This is a genomic window from Defluviitalea phaphyphila, from assembly GCF_001466305.1.
Lineage (GTDB): Bacteria > Bacillota > Clostridia > Lachnospirales > Defluviitaleaceae > Defluviitalea_A > Defluviitalea_A phaphyphila.
In genome coordinates, this window is record NZ_JWID01000002.1 from 1 (window position 1) to 21,889 (window position 21,889).

General features: G+C 25.8%; 23 protein-coding genes. 21 read left to right on the forward strand and 2 right to left on the reverse strand.

Annotated features, from left to right (window positions below):
• Positions 1-102 precede the first annotated feature (102 nt).
• The 3 genes from OM90_RS01065 to proB all read left to right on the forward strand — a co-directional run bounded on the left by OM90_RS01065 (position 103) and on the right by proB (position 2,922).
• A complete protein-coding gene (locus OM90_RS01065) occupies positions 103-1,041 on the forward strand; it encodes an IS982 family transposase (RefSeq protein ID WP_058485035.1) in 939 nt (312 codons plus the stop codon).
• Positions 1,042-1,328: 287 nt separating this feature from the next.
• On the forward strand, positions 1,329-2,072 hold the full coding sequence (locus tag OM90_RS01070; RefSeq protein ID WP_330381806.1) for an HAD-IB family hydrolase: 744 nt from the start codon (positions 1,329-1,331) through the stop codon (positions 2,070-2,072).
• A gap of 31 nt (positions 2,073-2,103) precedes the next feature.
• Positions 2,104-2,922, forward strand: coding sequence for a glutamate 5-kinase (proB, locus tag OM90_RS01075; RefSeq protein WP_058485036.1), 819 nt, complete (start codon positions 2,104-2,106; stop codon positions 2,920-2,922).
• A 20-nt stretch (positions 2,923-2,942) separates the two neighbouring features.
• On the opposite strand, the gene OM90_RS01080 is transcribed toward proB, so the two are convergent.
• Positions 2,943-3,911, reverse strand: a complete 969-nt coding sequence (locus tag OM90_RS01080) for a hypothetical protein (RefSeq protein WP_058485037.1) — start codon at positions 3,909-3,911, stop codon at positions 2,943-2,945.
• A 108-nt stretch (positions 3,912-4,019) separates the two neighbouring features.
• The gene (locus OM90_RS01085) at positions 4,020-5,729 is read right to left on the reverse strand and encodes an ABC transporter ATP-binding protein (protein WP_058485038.1); all 1,710 of its coding nucleotides are present in this window, start codon (positions 5,727-5,729) and stop codon (positions 4,020-4,022) included.
• Between the two features lie 260 nt (positions 5,730-5,989).
• On the opposite strand from OM90_RS01085, the gene OM90_RS01090 reads away from it, so the two are divergent.
• The 18 genes from OM90_RS01090 (at position 5,990) to OM90_RS01175 (ending at position 21,874) form a co-directional block, all read left to right on the forward strand.
• Positions 5,990-6,190, forward strand: a complete 201-nt coding sequence (locus tag OM90_RS01090) for a DUF896 domain-containing protein (protein ID WP_058485039.1) — start codon at positions 5,990-5,992, stop codon at positions 6,188-6,190.
• Between the two features lie 36 nt (positions 6,191-6,226).
• Positions 6,227-6,706 (forward strand): C2HC5-type zinc finger protein, encoded by a 480-nt coding sequence (locus OM90_RS01095; protein WP_058485040.1) that lies wholly within the window; start codon positions 6,227-6,229, stop codon positions 6,704-6,706.
• On the forward strand, positions 6,703-7,344 hold the full coding sequence (locus OM90_RS01100) for a DUF2085 domain-containing protein (protein WP_058485041.1): 642 nt from the start codon (positions 6,703-6,705) through the stop codon (positions 7,342-7,344). Before OM90_RS01095 ends, OM90_RS01100 begins: the two co-directional genes overlap by 4 nt.
• Positions 7,345-7,372: 28 nt before the next feature.
• A complete protein-coding gene (locus OM90_RS01105) occupies positions 7,373-7,945 on the forward strand; it encodes a 5-formyltetrahydrofolate cyclo-ligase (RefSeq protein WP_058485042.1) in 573 nt (190 codons plus the stop codon).
• A gap of 90 nt (positions 7,946-8,035) precedes the next feature.
• On the forward strand, positions 8,036-8,632 hold the full coding sequence (gene ruvA / locus OM90_RS01110; RefSeq protein WP_058485043.1) for a Holliday junction branch migration protein RuvA: 597 nt from the start codon (positions 8,036-8,038) through the stop codon (positions 8,630-8,632).
• Between the two features lie 17 nt (positions 8,633-8,649).
• Entirely contained in the window at positions 8,650-9,651 is a 1,002-nt protein-coding gene (gene ruvB, locus OM90_RS01115; RefSeq protein ID WP_058485044.1) for a Holliday junction branch migration DNA helicase RuvB, read from the forward strand.
• Between the two features lie 141 nt (positions 9,652-9,792).
• Positions 9,793-10,386: a DUF1836 domain-containing protein gene (locus OM90_RS01120; protein ID WP_058485045.1), complete on the forward strand. Its 594-nt coding sequence runs from the start codon at positions 9,793-9,795 to the stop codon at positions 10,384-10,386.
• Positions 10,387-10,442: 56 nt separating this feature from the next.
• Entirely contained in the window at positions 10,443-11,135 is a 693-nt protein-coding gene (locus OM90_RS01125; protein WP_058485046.1) for a LiaF transmembrane domain-containing protein, read from the forward strand.
• Positions 11,136-11,247: 112 nt separating this feature from the next.
• Complete coding sequence (gene zapA / locus OM90_RS01130; RefSeq protein ID WP_058485047.1) at positions 11,248-11,676, forward strand: cell division protein ZapA; 429 nt, start codon at positions 11,248-11,250, stop codon at positions 11,674-11,676.
• Between the two features lie 101 nt (positions 11,677-11,777).
• Entirely contained in the window at positions 11,778-14,159 is a 2,382-nt protein-coding gene (locus OM90_RS01135; RefSeq protein ID WP_058485048.1) for a U32 family peptidase, read from the forward strand.
• A gap of 10 nt (positions 14,160-14,169) precedes the next feature.
• The gene (locus tag OM90_RS01140; protein WP_058485049.1) at positions 14,170-15,537 is read left to right on the forward strand and encodes an FtsW/RodA/SpoVE family cell cycle protein; all 1,368 of its coding nucleotides are present in this window, start codon (positions 14,170-14,172) and stop codon (positions 15,535-15,537) included.
• Entirely contained in the window at positions 15,524-16,921 is a 1,398-nt protein-coding gene (locus OM90_RS01145) for a peptidoglycan D,D-transpeptidase FtsI family protein (protein WP_058485050.1), read from the forward strand. The genes OM90_RS01140 and OM90_RS01145 overlap by 14 nt, the downstream gene beginning before the upstream one ends.
• Before the next feature lie 20 nt (positions 16,922-16,941).
• The gene (locus tag OM90_RS01150; RefSeq protein WP_160323630.1) at positions 16,942-17,625 is read left to right on the forward strand and encodes a PrsW family intramembrane metalloprotease; all 684 of its coding nucleotides are present in this window, start codon (positions 16,942-16,944) and stop codon (positions 17,623-17,625) included.
• 145 nt (positions 17,626-17,770) lie between these two features.
• Positions 17,771-18,238, forward strand: a complete 468-nt coding sequence (locus OM90_RS01155) for an NUDIX hydrolase (protein ID WP_058485052.1) — start codon at positions 17,771-17,773, stop codon at positions 18,236-18,238.
• 119 nt (positions 18,239-18,357) lie between these two features.
• Positions 18,358-18,978, forward strand: coding sequence for an RNA polymerase sigma factor (locus tag OM90_RS01160; RefSeq protein ID WP_064505468.1), 621 nt, complete (start codon positions 18,358-18,360; stop codon positions 18,976-18,978).
• Entirely contained in the window at positions 18,975-20,192 is a 1,218-nt protein-coding gene (locus OM90_RS01165) for a DUF4349 domain-containing protein (protein ID WP_058485054.1), read from the forward strand. The genes OM90_RS01160 and OM90_RS01165 overlap by 4 nt, the downstream gene beginning before the upstream one ends.
• Position 20,193: 1 nt before the next feature.
• Positions 20,194-20,934 (forward strand): SIMPL domain-containing protein, encoded by a 741-nt coding sequence (locus OM90_RS01170; RefSeq protein ID WP_058485055.1) that lies wholly within the window; start codon positions 20,194-20,196, stop codon positions 20,932-20,934.
• A gap of 91 nt (positions 20,935-21,025) precedes the next feature.
• On the forward strand, positions 21,026-21,874 hold the full coding sequence (locus OM90_RS01175) for a ComEC/Rec2 family competence protein (protein ID WP_058485056.1): 849 nt from the start codon (positions 21,026-21,028) through the stop codon (positions 21,872-21,874).
• Positions 21,875-21,889 lie beyond the last annotated feature (15 nt).

Consider the following 21,889-nt stretch of genomic DNA (forward strand, 5'->3'; position numbering starts at 1 on the left):
ACTCGTTGTGCTAGTTAAAAATTACAAATAAAAAGCTCCAGCATTTTATGTTATCCTATCTTTACAAAGATATTTCCAAAATCCATGATAGGGGGACCATAAATGCTGAAGCTTAATAATTATTCTATCACAGAAATTGAAAATTTAAAGGATTTTTTTACAGTAAGTTTTGTTATTATAGATGATATTTACCAAGAAATTATTCCTGATAATATTCGTAACCGAAAAAATATCAATTTAGCTATTCTATCAGACAGCGAAATAATCACCATTGCTTTAGTTGGAGAACTGCTAACTATCGATTCTGAAAATGCATGGTTTAAATTTGTAAAGAAAAATTTTAAAGATCTTTTTCCTAAACTATGTGATAGGTCTAGATTCAATAGAACAAGAAAAAATTTGAGTTCTGTTATTGATGAAGTACGTAAACAATTAACCAATTTCTTTAAAAGTAACCAACCTAATTATAGGATTATAGATAGTATGCCAATCCCTGTTTGTAAATTTGGAAGAGCTCATTTCCATAAAACATTTAAAACACATGCGTCTTATGGATATTGTCCTTCTAAAAAAGAAACATATTATGGTTTTAAACTTCACGTACTTACAACATTTGAAGGATATATTACAGATTTCGTTCTAACTAATGCTGCTGTAGATGATAGAAAAGCTATATGGGAGCTTACTGATAAATATGAAAAAGGTTTAACCATTATAGGTGATAAAGGTTACATTAATAAAGATCTTAATCCTGCTCTTAAAAAAGAAAAGGATATTAATCTAATCTTTATGCAGAGAGATAAATGTAAAAGTCCATATCCTAAATGGTATAGACAAATGATTTTTAAAATCAGAAGAAGGATAGAAACCTCTTTTTCTCAACTTACTGAACAATTAAACATTGCAAAAGTAAAAGCAAAATCTTTATTAGGGTTAATTGTAAGACTTAGAACAAAAATTCTTGCATATAATCTTTGTTTTTATATAAACCAATGTTTAGGGAAAAAAGAATCAAAAATTAAAAATTTAATATTTGGATAATTAATCCAATAATTTATAATTATATGGGTAGAGACTTTTTAACTTTTCTAACTGGATATATTATCCATATATTTTAATTAACTAGCACAAGAGATTANATTTATAATTATATGGGTAGAGACTTTTTAACTTTTCTAACTGGATATATTATCCATATATTTTAATTAACTAGCACAAGAGATTAATATAGGATGTGCTATAGGAGCCCATTCTGGGCCAGGAACAATTGCTCTTTTCTTTCTTAATAAGGAATTACCTTTAAATACGAAATAATACTAAAAATAGGGGTGAGTTATATTAAAAATATAGCAGCTTTTTTTGATATAGATGGGACTTTATATAGAGAAGGTCTTATAACTGAAATGTTTAAAAAATTAATAAAATATGATATTGTAGATCCTAAAAAATGGTATGAAGAAGTAAAACCTAAATTTATAAAATGGGATAATAGAGTTGGAGAATATGATGATTATCTTCAAGAAATGGCAGATATATATATCGAAGCTATAAAAGGTTTAGATTGTGCATTAATTGAATTTATCGCTAAGCAAGTAGTAGAACAAAAAGGAGGAAGAGTTTATACTTTCACTAGAGATAGGATTTTATGGCATAAAGAACAAAATCATAAAGTAATCACTATATCAGGAAGCCCTATTGAATTAGTAAAAGAAATGTCTTTAAGATATAATATGGATGATTATAGAGGAAGTATTCATGTTTGTGATAAAAAACGATATGTAGGGCAAGTAATACCTATGTGGGATAGTAAGAGTAAAAAGAAAGCATTAGATGAATTAGTTAATAAATATAATATAGATTTAGAAAATAGTTATGCATATGGTGATACAGCAGGGGATTTTTCTATGTTAAAGGCTGTAGGAAATCCTTTTTGTATAAATCCTACTAAAGAATTAATAGAATTAGTTATGAAAGATGAAAGTGTAAAGAAAAAAATAAAAGTAGTTGTAGAAAGAAAAGATATGATTTATTATTTAGATTACAATTATTTTGAAATGAGAAAAGAAAAATGACTATAAATTATATCAAAGGGGATTTAGTTACATGGACAGTAGAAATAAACTAAAAGATAGTAAAAGAATTGTTATAAAAATAGGGACATCATCATTAACCCATGAAAATGGAACTCTTCATTATAGTAAGATGGAACATTTAGCAAGAATTTTATCGGATTTAAAAAATTCAGGAAAAGAAGTTATTTTAGTTTCTTCTGGAGCTATTGGAGTTGGTTCAGAGAGATTAGGTTGTAAGCAAAGGCCAAAACAAATAGAAATGAAACAAGCTGCTGCAGCTGTAGGACAAGCTATATTAATGCAAATATATGAAAAGTTTTTTGGAGAATATAATCAAATTATAGCACAGATATTATTAACAAAAGATGTTTTAGAAGATAATATAAAAAAAACAAATGCTCAAAATACACTAAATACTCTTCTAAAAATGGGGGTTATTCCTATTGTTAATGAAAATGACACCATAGCTACAGAAGAAATACAAGAAAGTATTTTTGGAGATAATGATACTTTATCGGCTATGGTTGCAGTATTGATAGAAGCAGATTTGCTTATTCTTCTTTCAGATATAGATGGTTTATATACAGAAGATCCTAGAAACTGTATTGATGCCAAGTTAATTGATACAGTAGATAATATTACTTATGAAATTGAAAGTTTAGCAGGAGATTCTGGAAGTAATGTAGGGACTGGAGGAATGATAACGAAAATTTCAGCTGCTAAAATAGCTAATAAAAATGGAATAAATATGGTAATAGCTAATGGAGAGAATTTAAATAATATATATAAAATATTAGAAGGGGAAAATGTAGGAACTTTATTTAAGAGCAATAAAAAAATGAACGCATAATATAGGCGTTCATTTTATATTTATTCAAATAATTCAGACATTTCTTTAATATTTTCTAAGGCAATATCACATTTAATAGTAGTTAAGGTTGAATCTTCTTGTTTTATGACATCCTCTAATTCAATAATACTTTGATTAAATTTTATAGCTAAAGAATCTTTTTCTTCCATAATTTTCGATTGAAATGTTGGCCATATTTCATTGATTTCATTTAAACTTTTTTCAACTTCATCCCATTTATTTTGTTTTGAAGATATTTTTATATTTCTTAAAAGATATTTTAATGTTAATATATCAGAGGGGAATTCGCTTTTAAATAATTCAACCATATATGGAATATGACTTGTTAATTTTACAGCAGCATGGGCAATTTCTAATTCCTCAGAAGTAGAAGTCATAAGAGGATAAGAATCAGGAAGAATTTCTTCAGGAAGAGTTATTTCTTCTTTAACATCTTTTTCACTGCTAGATGAACTATTTTGACTAGAGGAATTGTTACTAGAAGTATTACTAGAGTTTTCACTGGATTCTCCAGATTGTTCTTTGTTATTTCCTTCTTCATTACTTTCTTCTTTGGACATATATTTTTCTAATTCTAAAGTAGTTTTTTTATATTGCAAATCAATTTTAGCTTTACTATCTTCCATAGCTTTTGAAATAATTAAGCTAGTCAATGTATTTAAATCTTTATTGAAATTATCAACTTTTTCACTAGATATTCCTTTTTTTTGTGCTTCTACAAAAAAATCATTCCATTTAGAATGGATAGATTTAATTTGTTTTGCACTCATGGACCAGTCTTTATTATTTATATAAGTTAGCATATCTTCTGATAATTGTTGTAAATCTTCCAATGAAGAAGGAGGAGAATTATTTTCAGTCGAATCAGATTCAGATTCCAAATTTTTTTCTGATACGTCACAGGCTGCTAATACAAAAATAATCAAAATTAAACATAATAGTATATAAAATAAATATTTTCTTTTCATAATATTCCTCCAATTTACGTCATAAATAGTTTTAAATTAATATAAGTAGTATTTGTCATAAAGACAGATAAAATACAGATAAATAAAAAAGTCGTTATTAAACGACTTTTATTTGAATTGAGAATTATACAAGGAATAATAAATTCCTCCTTTTTTTAACAATTCTTCATGTTTTCCTTTTTCTTGTATTCCTTTATCTGTTATAACTACAATTTCATCTGCATTCTTAATAGTAGATAATCTATGAGCTACAACAATAGTTGTTCGTCCTTTAGAAAGTTCATCTAAGGATTGTTGAATTAATAATTCAGTAACATTATCAAGAGCTGAAGTTGCTTCATCTAATATTAAGATGGGAGGATTTTTTAAAAATATTCTAGCTATAGAAATTCTTTGTTTTTGCCCCCCAGATAATTTTATTCCTCGTTCTCCAATATACGTATCATATCCATCAGGTAAAGACATAATAAAGTCATGAATATTTGCTTTTTTTGCTGCATAAATTACTTCTTCTTTTGTTGCATTATAATTTCCACATATAATATTATCATAAATAGTTCCTGTAAAAAGGAATACATCTTGTTGAACTATTCCAACATTTTTTCTTAAAGATTTTAATGTGAAATTTTTTATATTTTTGCCATCAATAAAAATATTTCCAGATTCTAATTCATAAAAACGAGGAATCAAATGACAAAGAGTTGTTTTTCCTCCTCCAGAAGGACCAACTAAAGCTATGGTTTGTCCTGCTTTAATATTTAGATTAATATTTTTAAGTATAGATTTATGTTCATTATAAGAAAAGGATACATTTTCAAATTTAATATTTCCTTTTACAGTTTCTACATCAATAGCATTAGGTTCATCTTTTTCTATTGGTTCATTCATAAGTTCATCAAATCTTTTAAATCCAGATATCCCCGATTGATATTGTTCTACAAAATTAATTAATTTTCTAATAGGAGTTAAAAAATTTCCAATATATAATATAAATGCAGCGAAATCTCCAAAATTTATATATCCTTTATAAAAAAATATTCCACCTGCTCCTAATACTAAAATATTTAAAAAATCCATTATGAATGAAGAACCAGTATGAAATTGTGCCATTACTTTGTATGCATTTTTTCTAGCTGTTTGAAATATATCATTATTTTTATTGAATTTTTTTAGTTCATTCTTTTTATTATTAAAAGCTTTAGATACTCTAATCCCACTAATACTATTTTCTAAAGTTGCATTTACTTCTCCAATAGTAATTCTTGTTTCTAAAAATGCATTAGACATTTTAATTCTTAATTTCATAGCAAAAAAAACTAGAAGAGGAACAGCAGAGAATACAATTATAGCAAGGGGGAAATTTATAGTACTTAATATAATAAAAGACCCTACCATCATGACAATAGAAATAAATAAATCTTCTGGGCCATGATGAGCGAGTTCTGAAACTTCCATAAGGTCATTAATAATTCTAGAAGTAATTGTACCAGTTTTATTGTTGTCAAAAAAAACAAAAGGTAAATCTTGAAGATGTTCAAATATATCTTTTCTCATATTTGCTTGCATAGTTACTCCCATAGAATGACCATAATAGATTATATAATAATTGAATATAACTTTTAATATATAAAGAATACCAAGAATTATTAACCATTTTATTATTAAGTTAAATTGTTGATTTGGAACGTAAATATTAATAATATTTCTTGTAATCATAGGATAGAATAAATCACATGCAGATACTAAAAAGGCACAAAGTATATCAATAGCAAAAATTTTACTTACAGGTTTATAATAATGTATAAATCTTTTAATCATTATAGTACGACTCCTTGCTGTAATTATTTATATTTCTAATCTATTATAATTAACATATAATAAAATTTCAATAAAAGATAAGAGCCTTAGTATAAAAATAATTTAAAGGGAAATACAAAAAAGTAGCTCTATTTTATTAAACAAGGAAAAAATAATTATTTTTTTATAAAAAAAATTATATTATGTATGAAAATTTTTGATAATTTTTAAAAAATATACTATAATAAATGTAAAAATTAAATATTATACAGGAGGGAAATATGGAACAGAAAAAGATAAAAAGAATTAATGAATTATATAAAAAACAAAAAACTGTAGGATTGACATTGGAAGAAAAATTAGAACAAAAAAAGTTGAGAAAAGAATATATAGAGCTTTTTAAAAGAAATTTGAGACAAACAATGGATAATATAATGATAAAAAATGAAGATGGAAGTATTACACCATTGAAAAGAAAATAAGTTTTAAAAAATTATTATAGTATAGGAGGGGAAGATATGAACTATTGTAAAAAATGTGGTAAAATAATTGAAGACAATATTGGAAAATGTCCATTTTGTGGGGCAGAAATTAATAATTCAAATGCCACATATGCTATTGAAGAAAAAATTTTTAAAGAAAAAGACAATCAATATATTGATGCAGGTTCGAAAGTTATTGAAAGAAGTATATCAGATGATAGTTATGAAGAAGTTTTTAAAGGACATACTAAAATGAGCAGAAAAGTTAATGATAATAATTACAAAGTAGAACCTTTAAATAATTGGGTTAAAGTTACTTTATCAATTTTAATTTTATTAATTCCTGTAATAGGTTCTATAATAGATATTATTGTGGCTATAGTTTTTATGAATAATGAGGATGAAGATAGAAAAAGCTTTGGATATGCTCTTCTTACATATAGTATTATTTTCTTAGTTATATTTTTCGTTTGTTGTTTATTATATTCATTAGATGATGTAGAGATGTGGTTATGATGAAAAAATTACTTTATTTTTTAGGTCGTTCAGTATGTCATCAAATACCTGAACGTTCTTTTTTTATTGGTGGATGTCAAATGCCTTTATGTGCAAGATGTACAGGAACGTATATGGGAATTTTTTTAGGATTTATTTATTTACTTGTTAGAAAAAGATTAAGAGGAAATAAGCCTCCAAATTTAAAAATATTATTTTTAATGATTATTTGTTGGATACCTTTTATGATAGATGGAGCAACTTCCTACATAGGACTTAGAGAGACTAATAATATTATAAGATTTATTACAGGATTACTTTTTGGAATATTTATTCCTGTATTTATAATTCTTATTAAAAATTTTGATTTTAAAAATAAGAATTATATATATATTATAAAGAGCTATAGAGATTTAATGTATATGATTTTAATGTTATTTTTTGGAGTAATAATTATTATAGAACTTGATATAATTTGGTGGATAATATCTATTATTACTATATTTACTATTTTATATTTGTATATTCAAATTTTTAATATTATAATAAGAAAATTTATATCAAAAATTAATAGAAAAACATCTTACATAATAGCTTTTATTATTACTATGATAATACTGAGTAGTTTATCCATGGTTAACAAAATAATATTACAATAATGATATTAGAATTATAAAGGGTGATATTATGACAGAAAAGCAAAGACTTAGGAAGTTATTTCTTGAAAGAAGAAATAAAATGTTAAAGGAAGAAGTACAAGAAAAAAGTAAAAAAATATATAATAATGTGATTTCTTCTTCTGTATATAAAAAAGCAAAATCTATATTTATATATGTTAGTATGGGAAATGAAGTAGATACTAAAGATATTATTAATAAGGCATTAAAAGATGGGAAAATAGTTGCAGTACCTAAAGTGTATTCTAAAAGAAAAGAAATGATTTTTTCAAAAATAACTTCTTTAGATGAATTAGAATTAGGACATTTTAATGTTTTAGAACCTAAAAATGAAAGTATAAATCCTTTAACTAGTGATGAATATACTATTATAATTGTTCCCGGAATAGTATTTGATAAGAATAATAATAGAATAGGTTATGGAGGAGGATATTATGATAGATATCTTTCTTCTGTTAAAACTTCTTTAAAAATTATAGGAGTTTGTTATGATTTTCAGATAATTGATAAAATACCTGTTGATTATTATGATATTTCTTTGGATAGTATTATTACAGATGATATTAATTTAAAAAATTTATAAATTATATAACCTATCTTGTTATTTTAAATATAATAAAGTATAATAAATAAAAAGAACTAATGTTCTCAACCTCCAGAAAGGATGAAGGTTTTGATTTCATATGTTAAAGGAAGATTAGAATATATAGGAGAAAGTTATATTATTATAGAAGTTAATGGAATAGGATATAAAATAAATATCCCTTCCTCAACTATAGAGAAGCTTCCTTCCCTTAGAAGTGAATTAAAAATGTTTACTTATTTTTATGTTAAAGAAGATGAAATGTCTTTGTATGGATTTCTTTCAAGGGAAGAACTTACTATGTTTGAAAGACTTATATCTGTGAGTGGAATAGGACCTAAAGTGGCTGTTGGAATTTTATCTACTATAAGTCCCCAAGATTTATGTTTAGCAGTTATAACAGAAGATATTAAAACTTTAAGTACTGCTCCGGGGGTTGGTAAGAAAACAGCTCAAAGAATGATATTAGAATTAAAAGATAAAATAGATACAGTTGAAACTTTACAAAGTAGTGTTGATGATTCTAGATTAAGGGAAAATAACGTTTCACAAGAAGCTATTTCAGCCCTTATTGCTTTAGGATACTCAAGAATCGATGGAACAAAAGCTGTACAAGCTGTTTTTGAAGAAGGAATGACTGTAGAAGAGGTTATTAAAGCTGCATTAAACAAATTGGCAATATTCTAAAGAAATGGGTGAAATAATTGAAAGACCGTATTATTACATCGGAATTAAGATATGAAGATTTAGAATTAGAGAAAGGAATTCGTCCTAAAACTCTAGATGAGTATATGGGACAAAAAAAAGTAAAAGAAAATTTAAAGGTATTTATACAGGCTGCTAAAGATAGAAAAGAAGCTTTAGATCATGTATTATTATATGGTCCACCAGGACTTGGCAAAACTACTTTAGCTCATATTATTGCCAATGAAATGAACGTAAATATAAAAGTAACTTCAGGTCCTGCAATTGAAAAACCGGGAGATATGGCAGCTATATTAAATAATTTAAACGAAGGAGATTTACTATTTATAGATGAAGTTCATCGTTTAAATAGACATGTAGAAGAAATATTATATCCTGCGATGGAAGATTTCACTATAGACATAGTAATAGGAAAAGGGCCTAGTGCAAGGTCTATTAGATTGGATCTTCCGAAATTTACATTAATAGGAGCAACTACAAGGGTGGGGTTACTTACAGCACCTCTTAGGGATAGATTTGGAGTGATTCAAAGACTGGAATATTATACAATTGAAGAATTATCTAAAATTGTGAATAGAGCTGCTAAAGTTTTAAATATAGAAATAGATAAAGAAGGAGCAGAAGAAATAGCAAGAAGGTCAAGAGGAACACCTAGAATAGCTAATAGACTTTTAAAGAGAGTAAGAGATTTTGCTCAAGTAAAATATAATGGATTTATTAATAAAGAAGTAGCTTCATCAGCATTAGAATTATTAGAAGTAGATGAGTTAGGTTTAGATAGAATAGATAGAAAAATATTATTAGTTATGATAGAAAAATTTGGTGGAGGACCAGTTGGTATAGATACTTTAGCAGCTGCAGTAGGAGAAGAAAATGATACTATAGAAGATGTATATGAACCATTTTTAATACAATTAGGATTTATTAATAGAACGCCTAGAGGGCGAGTTATTACAGATCTAGGATATAAACATTTTGGGATAGAACAAATGAAGATTTAATTATTATAGGAGCGGTTAACCGTTCCTTTTTTAATAATTAATTGACAAATTTAATTAATATGGTACAATTTAGAGTAAGACTCTATTTATTACAGACTGTATATATACACTTCTATTTTTATATAAAAGGAGGATATTGATATGAAAAATAAAGAAAAATTTACAACTAAAAAGCTTTTGGAGTTAGTAAAAAAAATAGCAGATAGTAGTAATTTTGTGGAACTTAATACTTTTAATGATGAAATGACTATTTCTCAAGTAGTTCGTTTTTTTAACAAACAGAGAATAAATTTTACAAAAACTATGATACAAAATTATGTTAGAGTAGGAGTTTTACCACCACCTTTAGATAAAAGATATTATACTAAAAATCATTTAATTTTACTTGTTTTAATAGATAATTTAAAATCAATTTATTCTTTAGATGAAATAAAGAATGTATTGGCTCCTATATTAAAAAGTCCAGAAACTTTTGAAGATGATATTATTAAAGTATCAGATTTATATAAAAATTATATAGAGCTTCATGAAAAAGTATTAGAAAATTGGGAAAAGTCTTTGCCACAAAATTTAGAAGAAGTTAAAAAAATTTTAGAAGAATATGATATTGTTGAAGATGAAAAAGATACAGTGTCGGCTTTTATGCTTGTGTTGACTTTAATGACTGAAACTATAGCAATTAGAAAATTAATACATCTTATATTAGAAAAATATTTAATAAATAAAGAAGAATAAATTAATAAATTAAAGTAAAAATAATTATCAATATAATTGTTAAAAGGAGAAGAAAAATGCATGGGAAAAAATTTTTTGGAGTAATTCTTATTATTTTAGGAATAGCTTTTTTACTAGATGAATTGAAAATCATTGAATTTGGAAATTTAATAGGGACATATTGGCCTATTATTCTTATTATAATTGGATTAGTTAATATATTAAAAAAAGATAGTATTTTATCAGGAATTATATTAGTTTTTATTGGAATCTTATTTCAAATGAAAATATTAAATATATTTTATGATATATGGGATATTTTTTGGCCAATTTTGCTTATAATAATTGGAATAAATATTATTTTTTCTAACAAGTTTAAATTACAAAAATCGATTTATAATGAAAATAGTAACAGTACTAAAAGCCGATTTGAAGATATAATAGATTATTTTACAATTTTTTCTGGTTTAGATACAAAAAGCAATTCGCAAAATTTTAAAGGTGGTAGTGCAATAGCACTTTTTGGAGGAATGAACATAGATTTAAGAGAAGCTAAAATTATTGAAGAAAGAGTGTTTTTAGATTTAAAAGCTATATTTGGAGGAATAGAAATAAAGGTACCAGAAGATTGGAAAGTAGTAGCTAAAGGAATTCCTTTATTTGGAGCGTGGGAAAATAGGACTATTATAAGATATACTAATCAACAAAATATTCCTGTATTAGAAGTTAAATGTTTAGCATTATTTGGTGGCATCGAGATTAAAAATTAAGGAATAAGATTAATAAAAAATCAAATTAAAGTATAAAAATAGTTATTGTCTATTTTAAGCAATATGATATAATAAAATTAATACTCTTTATAAGTAATTAAGGAGCGGTCATATGAATGAAAAGAATAAAATTGAAGTCATTATAGGTGGAAATGTTTATACATTAGTGGGAGAAGAAAGCCAAGAATACATTCAAAAAGTAGCTTTATATATAGATAAAAAAATGAATGAAGTGAAACAAATAGAATCTTCTAAAAAGTTAAGTACTAGTTTAATTTCCATTTTGACTTCTATAAATGTGGCCGATGATTTATTTAAAGTAAAAAAAGAGTTACAAGATGCCTACAAAAAAATAGAAGATTTAAAAAAGCAAATAAATGAAAAAAATAGTCAAATAAAAGATTATGAAAAAGAATTAGAAAATATGCAAGCCGAAAATATAGCTTTAAGAGAAAAAGTAGATGAACTACAATTAGAAGTAATGAGAGGGAAAATGGAATTAGATGAGTACATAAGAACTTTTGATTCTAAAGCAAAATAATCTAATATTTGAATTATAAAGGGGAGTAATATTTATTACATCCCCTTTTTATTATATAATATTTTTTTATATGAGATTTAAATATCAGAAAGGTGATAGTTATGGATAAAAAAATAGAACTCCTTGCACCGGCAGGGATTAAGGAAAGCGTAATTGCTGCAATAAATAATGGATGTGATGCTGTATATTTAGGTGGAAAGTCATTTGGAGCAAGGCAATATGCAGGAAATTTTTCTATTGAGGAGATAAAAGAAATGGTTGACTATTGTCATTTAAGGGATGTAAGAGTATATATAACTGTAAATACCCTATATAAACAAAAAGAATTAAAGGTTTTATTTAATTTTTTAAACGAAATATATAAGATAGGAGTAGACGCTTTTATCGTTCAAGATATTGGAACAGCAATTCAAATTAAAAAATTATTTCCTAATATAGAACTTCATGCTAGTACTCAGATGACAATTCATGATTTATATGGAGTAAAATTTTTAGAAACTTTAGGATTTAAAAGAGTAGTTTTAAGTAGAGAAATGTCATTAGAAGAAATAGCATATATATCAAAAAATACAAATTTGGATATAGAAGTTTTTGTACATGGAGCATTATGTTTTAGTTATTCTGGGCAATGTTTAATGAGTAGTATAATTGGAGGAAGAAGTGGAAATAGAGGTCGATGTGCTCAGCCTTGTAGATTACCTTATAAACTTTTTGAAAATAAAAAAGAAGTAGGAGAAGGATATCTTTTAAGTCCTAAGGATATTCAAACTCTAGATTATATTCCACAGCTAATAGAAGCAGGAGTTACTTCTTTTAAGATAGAAGGAAGAATGAAAAGACCAGAATATGTAGCAGGAGTAGTAAGTACTTATAGAAAATATATAGACAAATATTTAGAAAATCCAAAATATTATTCAGTAGAAAATAAAGATATAAAAAATTTAGCACAAGTTTTTAATAGAGGAGGATTTTCTAAGGGATATTTATATCAACATAGTGGAAAAGATATGATGAGTATCGAAAGTCCTAAACATAAAGGGATATATTTAGGAAAAGTAATAAAATATAATAAAAAAACAAAAAAATGTATAATAGATACAAAAGAGCCTTTAGAAGCTGGAGATGGAATAGAAATATGGAGAAGAGATAAAGAAAATATAGGAACAAATATATCTAAAGCAAGTAAAGCTGGTGAGAAAATTACTGTATATATAAAAGATACAGTTAAAACTGGGGATTTAGTTTATAAAACAAAGGATAAAGTACTACTTGATAAGTTAAAAAGTTCTTATAAAAAAGATATTCGAAAAAAATCTATATTTGCTCATATTGAATTAAAAAAACATACTCCTATTAAACTTCAGTTATGGGATAATGAAGGGACCTTTATTGAAGTAGAGGGAAGTAATGCAGAAAAAGCAGATAATCAAGCTCTTTCAGAAGAAAGAATCAAATTACAAATATCAAAGATGGGAAATACTCCATTTAGACTATATACTTTAACTATAGATATGGATAAAGATGTTTATGTTCATATTAAAGAATTAAATTCTTTAAGAAGGTGTGGAGTGGAGAAGTTTCAAAAAGCTATTATAGAAAAGTCAAGACGCAATTCCATATCTTTAAACTATTCTTTTAGCAAAAAAAATGATTTTATAAAAAAAGAGAAATATTTCACAGTATTAATTAGAGATATTGATAAAGTACAATATGCTTTTCATCCTAAAGTTAAAAGGATATATCTTGATGTAAATAAATATAAAATATCAGACATAGAAGAAATAGCAGAAATATGTCATAAAAATAACACAGAATTTTATATTGCATTACCACGAATAGATGTTAATTACAAAGCACCAAAAATATGGTATAATTTAGAAAGTACTAATATAGATGGTTATTTAATTAGAACCTATGGACAAGTTTTTAAACTTAAAAATACAATGAAAAGAAAAATTTTGGATTATACTTTCAATATATTTAATCAATTAACAGTAGAGTTTTGGTTGGGACATGGGGTAGACGGTGTTACTCTTTCGCCGGAATTAAATTATGAAGAATTAAAAGGTTTTACATCAAATCAATTAGAAAGTATAGTATATGGACATATTCCTTTAATGACAACACAGCAGTGCATTATAGGAAATATTGTAGGTGAAAAGTCTAAAAAAAGATTTTGTAATAAAAACAATAATAAAAATTTATATCATCTTGTAGACCGTAAAGGAGAGATTTTTCCTATAGTAGAAGATTGTACTTCTTGTATAGCTACTATATATAATGGAAAGCCTATTTTTTTAGGAAAAGACATGGATTCTATTTTATCCCTTCCTATGGATTTCTTAAGGTTAGATTTTATATTTGAAGAAGGAGAAGATATAAAAAAAATAATAGAAATTTATAGTGATTACAAAAATATAAACTTTTCTAAATTTAATAACATGGCATATACAAAGGGGCATTATTTTAGAGGAGTAGAGTAGGTGAATTATTATGAGCCAGAAATCAATTGTAGAAATCATTATATTAATCTCTAGAAATCTATTTTTATTGTTAATTTTTATGTTTTTATATTCAGGATATAAAGCGGCTATGTACGAGAGAAAAAAAGAAAGAGATATGTATAAGAAAAAAATATTTATGCAAAGATGTTATGTTATTATTCTTCATTTTTTAGGTTTTATTATATTGATAATAAACTCTAAGAATACTGAATCTATGTTAGAAATAGCTAAAATAGGAATGGGTGGTGCCTTTTTTATTATATTTAGCATTATACTTATATCCATAATTTATAAAAAAGGTGATGCTATCCTTTGGAATAGTGTATTTTTTTTGATGGATATTGGATTAATTATGCTCCAACGATTAGACCCACAATCAGCGGAAAAACAGCTTATATGGTATTCTTTAGGTGTGGGGCTAACCCTTTTATTTCCATTTATATTCAAAATAATTCTTAATTTTGAAAAATTTAAAGTTTTTTATGCAATATTAGGATGGATATTTATTTTATCTCCACTATTATTTGGAAAAGAGCAATTTGGGGCAAAAAATTGGATTTTAATAGGCAATTTTGGTTTTCAACCCTCTGAAATAGTAAAACTTTTGTTTATATTTTATTTATCTGCTTCATTTATAAAATATAAAACTTTTAAAGATCTTATATTTCCTATTATAATGAGTGGGGGATATATTTTAATACTTGTAATTCAAAGGGATTTAGGAGGGGCTTTAATATATTTTCTTACTTTTTTAGTTTTATTATATATCAGTACTTCTAGTGTTATTTTGTTTTTTGGGAGTTTAGGAGGAGCTTCTTTAGCTTCTATGTTGGCTTATAAATTATTTAATCATGTTAGGGTTAGGGTAGAAGTGTGGTTAAATCCATGGAAAGAAATAGATTCTAAGGGATATCAAATTACACAATCTTTATTTGCTATTGGAACTTGGGGATGGTTAGGGAGTGGTCTTACCCTAGGATATCCTACTAGTATCCCAGTTGTTAATACAGATTTTATATTTTCTGCTATATGTGAAGAATTCGGAAATTTATTTGGTATAGGAGTAATTTTAATATTTTTACTTATTGTATTTAGGGGTATTATTATTTCTATTAGATGCAATGAAAAATTTTATTCTCTTATTGGAGTAGGGATTAGTAATTTAATTGCCATACAGACTTTTTTAATTGTTGGAGGAGTAATAAAAATGATCCCTTTAACAGGAGTAACTCTTCCTTTTATAAGTTATGGAGGAAGTTCGGCAATAGTTAGTATTATAATGATAGGGTTACTTCAATGTTTAAAAAGTTTTTATATATTAAGAAAAGAGGGGGAGAAAAACTTTGAAACAATTTAGAAAAAATATAAAAAGAGTATTTGGGGTATATGTAGTAATGTTTTTCTCTCTTATTTTATATTTAGTTAAATTTTTAATATTAGATAGTTCTTCGATAATTATAAATACATATAATCCAAGATTAAGTGCCTTAGAAGAAAATATAATTAGAGGAGAAATAAGAGATAGTAAAGGGGTCGTATTAGCAAGAACAAAGTTAGAAGGAGATACTTGGATTAGAGAATATCCTGAAGGAAGAGATTTTGCTCATATAGTGGGATATGTTCAAAAAGGGAAAACAGGAGTAGAAGCTTTTAGTAATTTTAAGTTGTTAGAAGTAAGTAATAAAATTATACAAAATGTAAAAAGTCTTTTCACAGGAGATAAACTTAAAGGGAATAATGTTATTCTTACGTTAGATGCAGACATTCAGCATACAGCTAGAGAGTTATTAAATAATCAAAAAGGGGCTATTGTTGTTATGGAGCCTTCTACAGGTAAAATTTTATCAATGGTATCGTATCCAGATTTTAATCCTAATGAATTAAATGAAATTTGGGAACAATTAAATAAAGATGAAAAAAATAGTCCTCTCATTAATAGAGCTACTCAAGGATTATATCCTCCTGGTTCAGTTTTTAAGATTGTAACAGCTTCAGCTGTCTTAGAAAATAAAGAGGATTGGGAAAATTTTACTTATAATTGTACTGGAGAAGAAGAGTTCCATGAAAAAATAATTCGTTGTTATGGTGGTAAAGCTCATGGCGAAGTAAATTTAGATAGTGCTTTTTATTTTTCTTGTAATACAGGTTTTGCAAAATTAGGAGTAGATATAGGAGCAGAAAATCTTAGAGAAACTGCTGAAAGACTTCTTTTTAATAGGAATTTACCCTATGAATTAGAATATTCTAAAAGTCAATTTCTTCTTGATAAGAATTCAGAAGATAAAGAAATAGTTGAAACAGCTATAGGACAAGGAAAAACATTGGTTTCTCCATTACATATGGCAATGATAACTTCGGCAGTTGCTAATGGAGGAATTTTAATGAAACCATATATTATTGACCATATAGAAACAAATTATGGGAAAATAAAAGATAAAACAATTCCTAAAAAATATGCTACGCTATTTCAACCTGAAATTGCTAATCAAATAGTAGATATGATGGTAGAAGTAGTAGAAAAAGGGACAGGAACTAAAGCTAGTATACCTAATGTATTAGTAGCTGGAAAAACAGGAACGGCAGAAAATTCCTCAGGTGAAGACCATGCTTGGTTTGTGGGATTTGCTCCAGCTTATAAACCAAAAGCTGTTGTAGTAGTATTAATTGAAAATGGAGGGTCAGGAGGCAGCAAGGCAGGACCTATTGCAAGAGAATTATTTAAAAAAATTTTGAATCAGTAAAAATTAAGGAGATGACATCAGTGTCAACTTTATTGCAAGTAGCTTTAGCTCCAGTAGTTATTATAATTGTATATATTTATATAAGAGATAAATATGAGAAAGAGCCTATCAAATTATTATTTTTAGGATTACTTTTTGGATTAATTATTTCATTTCCTATTATGGGAGTGGAAATGATTTTATCCATGTTTACACCTAGTGAGCATTTTAATAAATCCGTATATACAGCTTTTGTTATTGCAGCTGGGACAGAAGAATTATTTAAATTTATAGTTTTATATTTTTTAATTTGGAGAAATAAAAATTTTAATGAAAAATTTGATGGAATTGTTTATGCAGTTTTTATCTCCTTAGGATTTTCAGCAATTGAAAATATATTATATGTATTTAATCCTTATTTAGGAGGATATGAAACAGCCTTTGCAAGAGCAATTTTTGCAGTTCCAGGGCATGGATTATTTGGAGTGGCTATGGGATATTATTTTGCTCTTGCTAAGTTTGAAATTTATAAAAAAGTTAATAAGATTTTTAAAGCTTTTTTTATTCCTTGGATTTTACATGGAGTATATGATTTTATTCTAATAATACAAATTCCAGCACTTACTATATTTTTTCTACCATTTGTTTTATATTTATGGATACAAGGAATGAGAAAAATGAAAAAACATATTCAAAGTTCTCCTTTTAAACCAAGGAATAGGTAAAAAATAAAAATAGTTTTTTTGAAAGAGTTTATATCTTAGGTTGAAAAATATATAAAAAAGAGTTATACTCATTTCATGTTTATATATAACAAATATGTATTTTATTTATTTTCAGAGTATTTGTAAAGCGTCAGGAGGATTAGAAATGATAGAAGCAGTAAGTTGTGGAGGTGTGGTAATTCATAGAGGGAAAATCCTATTATTATATAAAAATTATAAACACAAATATGTTGGATGGGTTTTGCCAAAAGGAACAGTAGAACCGGGAGAAAGATATAAAGAAACAGCTTTAAGGGAGGTACAAGAAGAAACATCGGTTTCTGCTAAAATTATTAAGTATATAGGTCATAGTCAATATACTTTTCAAGGTAGAGAAGATATAGTTAATAAGACGGTTCATTGGTATTTAATGAGAGCCAATAATTTTTATTGTAAACCGCAAAGAGAAGAATATTTTGTGGATGCGGGATATTATAAATTTCATGAAGCATATCATTTATTAAAATTTAATGATGAAAGACAAATTATGAAGAAAGCATATTATGCTTATATAGAACTTAGAAAAAATAAACAATGGATTAGACCTTTTAAAGTAAATAAAGAATCATACTAAAAAATTCAGTCAAGGGCTGAATTTTTTAGTATTTATAGGAACTTTTTTATATTTTAAATCGTCTTAAACTATATGAAGTTATAATTATTTTAAAAATAAGTATATAGGAGGTGAATTTAGTGAGCAATAAAGATGAAATAAGTTTAATTAAGAAAGCTAAAAAGGGAGATATTTTAGCTTTTGAAGAACTAATTTTAAGGTACGAAGCAAAAATATATAACATTGCCTATAGAATGCTTTCTAATGAAGAGGATGCAAAAGATGTATCTCAAGAGATATTTATAAAAGTATTTAAAAAGCTTAAAAAATTTAGGGGAGATTCCAATTTTTCCACTTGGTTATATAGAATAGCGACTAATGCATGTATAGATGAATTAAGAAAAAGAAAAGGAAAAGAGATTTATTCTGTAGATGAAAAAATAGAAACAAAAGAAGGAAGCATAATAAAAGAATATGTAGATGATAAACAAAATGTAGAAGAATTAATTATAAATAAAGAAAAAGCATATAGTATTCAATTAGCAATTAATAAATTATCAGAAGAACATAAAAAAGCAATAATTCTAAGAGATTTACAAGGGCTTGAGTATAATGAAATATCAAAAATATTAGAATGTTCTCTTGGTACAGTTAAATCAAAGATTTCAAGGGCAAGAAGGAAATTAAAGGAATTATTAATAAATGAGGAACTTTTTGAATATAAAACAAGTCTAAAAAGAAGAAAGGAGGGAAGGAAATGAGTTGTGAACAATTTAGGGAATTAATGTCTTCTTATATGGATGGATACATAGAAGAAGATAAAAAAATAGAATTCGAAAATCATTTAAAATATTGTAAAGACTGTAAAGAAGAATTTGAACAATTTAAATTTATAATTAATGAAATTAAAAAGTTGCCAGATAAAAAATTGCCTAATCACTATCATGAAGATTTAATGTTAAGACTATATAAGAGTAAAGAAGAAGACAGATTAAGCAGGAGAAATAGTTATTTTAATTGGAAAATATTAGTACCATTAGCAGCTAGTTTTATTGTATTAATTTTTGTAATAGGAAATCTAGATAATATTTTAACAACAAAAGATTATTATAAGCAAGAATCAGCCACAGAAGAAATGATGGAAGATAGTATAGATATAGATATGGCAGGTTTTAATATTGAGGGAGAAAAATTACAAATTACAGCTGAAGATGGTGTTAATTCTAAATTAAATTATTCTACTGATGTAGATCGAAAGATTATATATGATAGTAATATGTATATAGAAGTAGAAGATTTCGACAAAACTATAAATGAAATAAAAAATATGGCTAATAATAGTGGGGGATATGTTGAAAATTCTTCTAGTTATATATATGATTCAGATCCAGAAAGAGATATTTATTTAAAACAAGGAACGATAGTTATTCGTATACCAGTAGAAAGTTATGGACAAATACAAGAAGAACTTATATCTTTAGGGCATTTAATAAATCAAGAAGAAAATAGTACCAATGTAACAGAGGAATATATAGAAACAGAAAGTCGAATTCGCATGTTAGAAATAGAACAAAATAGACTTTTAGAGATTATGGAAAAATCTGATAAAGTAGAGGATTTAATTAAATTAGAAGAAAGACTTAATCAAGTAAGGACAGATTTAGAAATTTACAAAAGTAAAATAAAAAATTGGGATCAACTAGTTTCTCTTTCTACTTTTACTATAAAGTTAAAAGAAGTAAAAGAAAAAGAAGATTTAAAAAATCTTGACCCTAATTTAACGACAAAAATTAAATTTAGTTTTATTAAATCTGTAAATGATATAAGGCAAGTATTTGAAAAAATAATAATTTACGCAGCTTATGGGGTAATACCTTTTATAATATTTATAATTATTATATTCATTGTATTTATAATTACTAAACCCATAATAAAATTGTTATTAAAAAAAATTAAGAAAAGGAAGGATGAATAATATGAAAAATACAATTAAAATTTTATCATCAGTATTTATAATGGCTATTTTAGTTATTGCAGGATTTACAGGAAAGCAGATTTTTACAGCTAATCCAGTGATGGCAAATGAATATAATAATATTAATACCATTACAGCTAGGGGACAAGGAACAATAAAAGTAAAACCAGATATTGCATATATAACTATGGGAGTTCGTACAGAACATGAAGACGCAGAAACGGCTCAATCTGATAATGCTAAAAAAATGGATGAAGTCATTAATGCTTTAAAAGAAATGGGAATAGAAGAAAGAGATATTCAAACTTCAAATTATTCTATTTATCCTCAATATGATTATGAAGCAAAGGGTGGAGAAAGAATAATTGGATATACTGTAGAAAACACGGTTAATGTGACTATTAGAGATATAAATAAGGTGGGAGAAGTTTTAGATACAGGAGTAGAAAAAGGAGCTAATGTATCTAGAGGAATACAATTTAGCGTATCAAATACAGAAGAATATTATAAAAAAGCCTTAAAACAAGCCATTGAAAATGCCAAAGGAAAAGCAGAAGCTATGGGAGAAGCTATTAATGTATCTATTAAAAATCCAATTTCTGTTACGGAATTAAGTAGTGGAGGGAATAATATAATATATGCAGATCAAGAATTATTACAAAATAAGGTAAACTTAGAAACTCCAATATCTATAGGAGAATTAGATATTAATGCTTCTGTAGAAGTAGTTTATCAATATTAATTTATCTATAAAATTTATATAAATTTTAAGTTCCGAAGTTAATTCGGAGCTTTTTTTATGTTATAATAATCAAAATAGATGAGGTGTGTATATGATTAAGTGGAAAAAGTATTATATTATTAGTATAATATTTATTTTTGTAATTATATATTTTTATATAAAACATAATACAAATGATGAATTTAATAGTGAAATTCATTTTTTAGAACTTCCTATAGGGGATTGTACTTTAATTAAAACTAGTGAAAGAAATATATTACTTGGAACAGCATACAAAAAAGATTCAAAATATATAAGCAAATATTTAGAAAAATATGAAATAGATAATGTTTCAGACTTAATTTTGGTTTATCCTAATAAAGATAATATAGAAGGATTTTATTCTTTGCTTCCTCAAATAAATAATATTTATATTCCTTATATAGAAAATTTAGAATCTAGTATAGAATTTTTTACAGATGCCAAAAAATACAATATACCCATATATAAAATTGAGGATAATGAAAAATGGGAAGTAGATAATTTAGAGTTTATATTTTTAAGACCTCTAAAAGATAGCACTATTCCGGAAGATAAAAAGAAAATTGTCTTAAAATTAGAATATGGGAAAGAATCTATTTTATGGCTTCCTCCCATGGAACAAATGGATAAATCAGATTTAATGCTTAGTGCGAGAGAATTAAAATCTACTATATTAAAAATATCAGGAGAAAAAAGAGATATTTTTATGGATAAGGATTTTCTAAGTTATGTAGACCCTAGTATTATTTTATTTACAGATAGAGAAAAGCCAAAAGAAGAAGAATTAAGATTAATTTATGGATGGAATTCTAAGGTACAATTATTTTCTACTTATGAAGAAGGAGACATTATAGTTTATACACAAGATAAAAAATATAATATTATAACTAACCGAATGATGGAAATTAGGATTCAATAATAAAGAGGAGAATTG

Excerpts from the sequence above, each read along its gene's own strand:
- OM90_RS01065 (WP_058485035.1), top strand. The coding sequence starts at position 103 with ATGCTGAAGCTTAATAATTATTCTATCACAGAAATTGAAAATTTAAAG.
- proB (WP_058485036.1), top strand. The coding sequence starts at position 2,104 with ATGGACAGTAGAAATAAACTAAAAGATAGTAAAAGAATTGTTATAAAA.
- OM90_RS01080 (WP_058485037.1), bottom strand. The coding sequence starts at position 3,911 with ATGAAAAGAAAATATTTATTTTATATACTATTATGTTTAATTTTGATT.
- OM90_RS01085 (WP_058485038.1), bottom strand. The coding sequence starts at position 5,729 with ATGATTAAAAGATTTATACATTATTATAAACCTGTAAGTAAAATTTTT.
- OM90_RS01090 (WP_058485039.1), top strand. The coding sequence starts at position 5,990 with ATGGAACAGAAAAAGATAAAAAGAATTAATGAATTATATAAAAAACAA.
- OM90_RS01095 (WP_058485040.1), top strand. The coding sequence starts at position 6,227 with ATGAACTATTGTAAAAAATGTGGTAAAATAATTGAAGACAATATTGGA.
- OM90_RS01100 (WP_058485041.1), top strand. The coding sequence starts at position 6,703 with ATGATGAAAAAATTACTTTATTTTTTAGGTCGTTCAGTATGTCATCAA.
- OM90_RS01105 (WP_058485042.1), top strand. The coding sequence starts at position 7,373 with ATGACAGAAAAGCAAAGACTTAGGAAGTTATTTCTTGAAAGAAGAAAT.
- OM90_RS01120 (WP_058485045.1), top strand. The coding sequence starts at position 9,793 with ATGAAAAATAAAGAAAAATTTACAACTAAAAAGCTTTTGGAGTTAGTA.
- OM90_RS01125 (WP_058485046.1), top strand. The coding sequence starts at position 10,443 with ATGCATGGGAAAAAATTTTTTGGAGTAATTCTTATTATTTTAGGAATA.
- zapA (WP_058485047.1), top strand. The coding sequence starts at position 11,248 with ATGAATGAAAAGAATAAAATTGAAGTCATTATAGGTGGAAATGTTTAT.
- OM90_RS01135 (WP_058485048.1), top strand. The coding sequence starts at position 11,778 with ATGGATAAAAAAATAGAACTCCTTGCACCGGCAGGGATTAAGGAAAGC.
- OM90_RS01140 (WP_058485049.1), top strand. The coding sequence starts at position 14,170 with ATGAGCCAGAAATCAATTGTAGAAATCATTATATTAATCTCTAGAAAT.
- OM90_RS01155 (WP_058485052.1), top strand. The coding sequence starts at position 17,771 with ATGATAGAAGCAGTAAGTTGTGGAGGTGTGGTAATTCATAGAGGGAAA.
- OM90_RS01165 (WP_058485054.1), top strand. The coding sequence starts at position 18,975 with ATGAGTTGTGAACAATTTAGGGAATTAATGTCTTCTTATATGGATGGA.
- OM90_RS01170 (WP_058485055.1), top strand. The coding sequence starts at position 20,194 with ATGAAAAATACAATTAAAATTTTATCATCAGTATTTATAATGGCTATT.
- OM90_RS01175 (WP_058485056.1), top strand. The coding sequence starts at position 21,026 with ATGATTAAGTGGAAAAAGTATTATATTATTAGTATAATATTTATTTTT.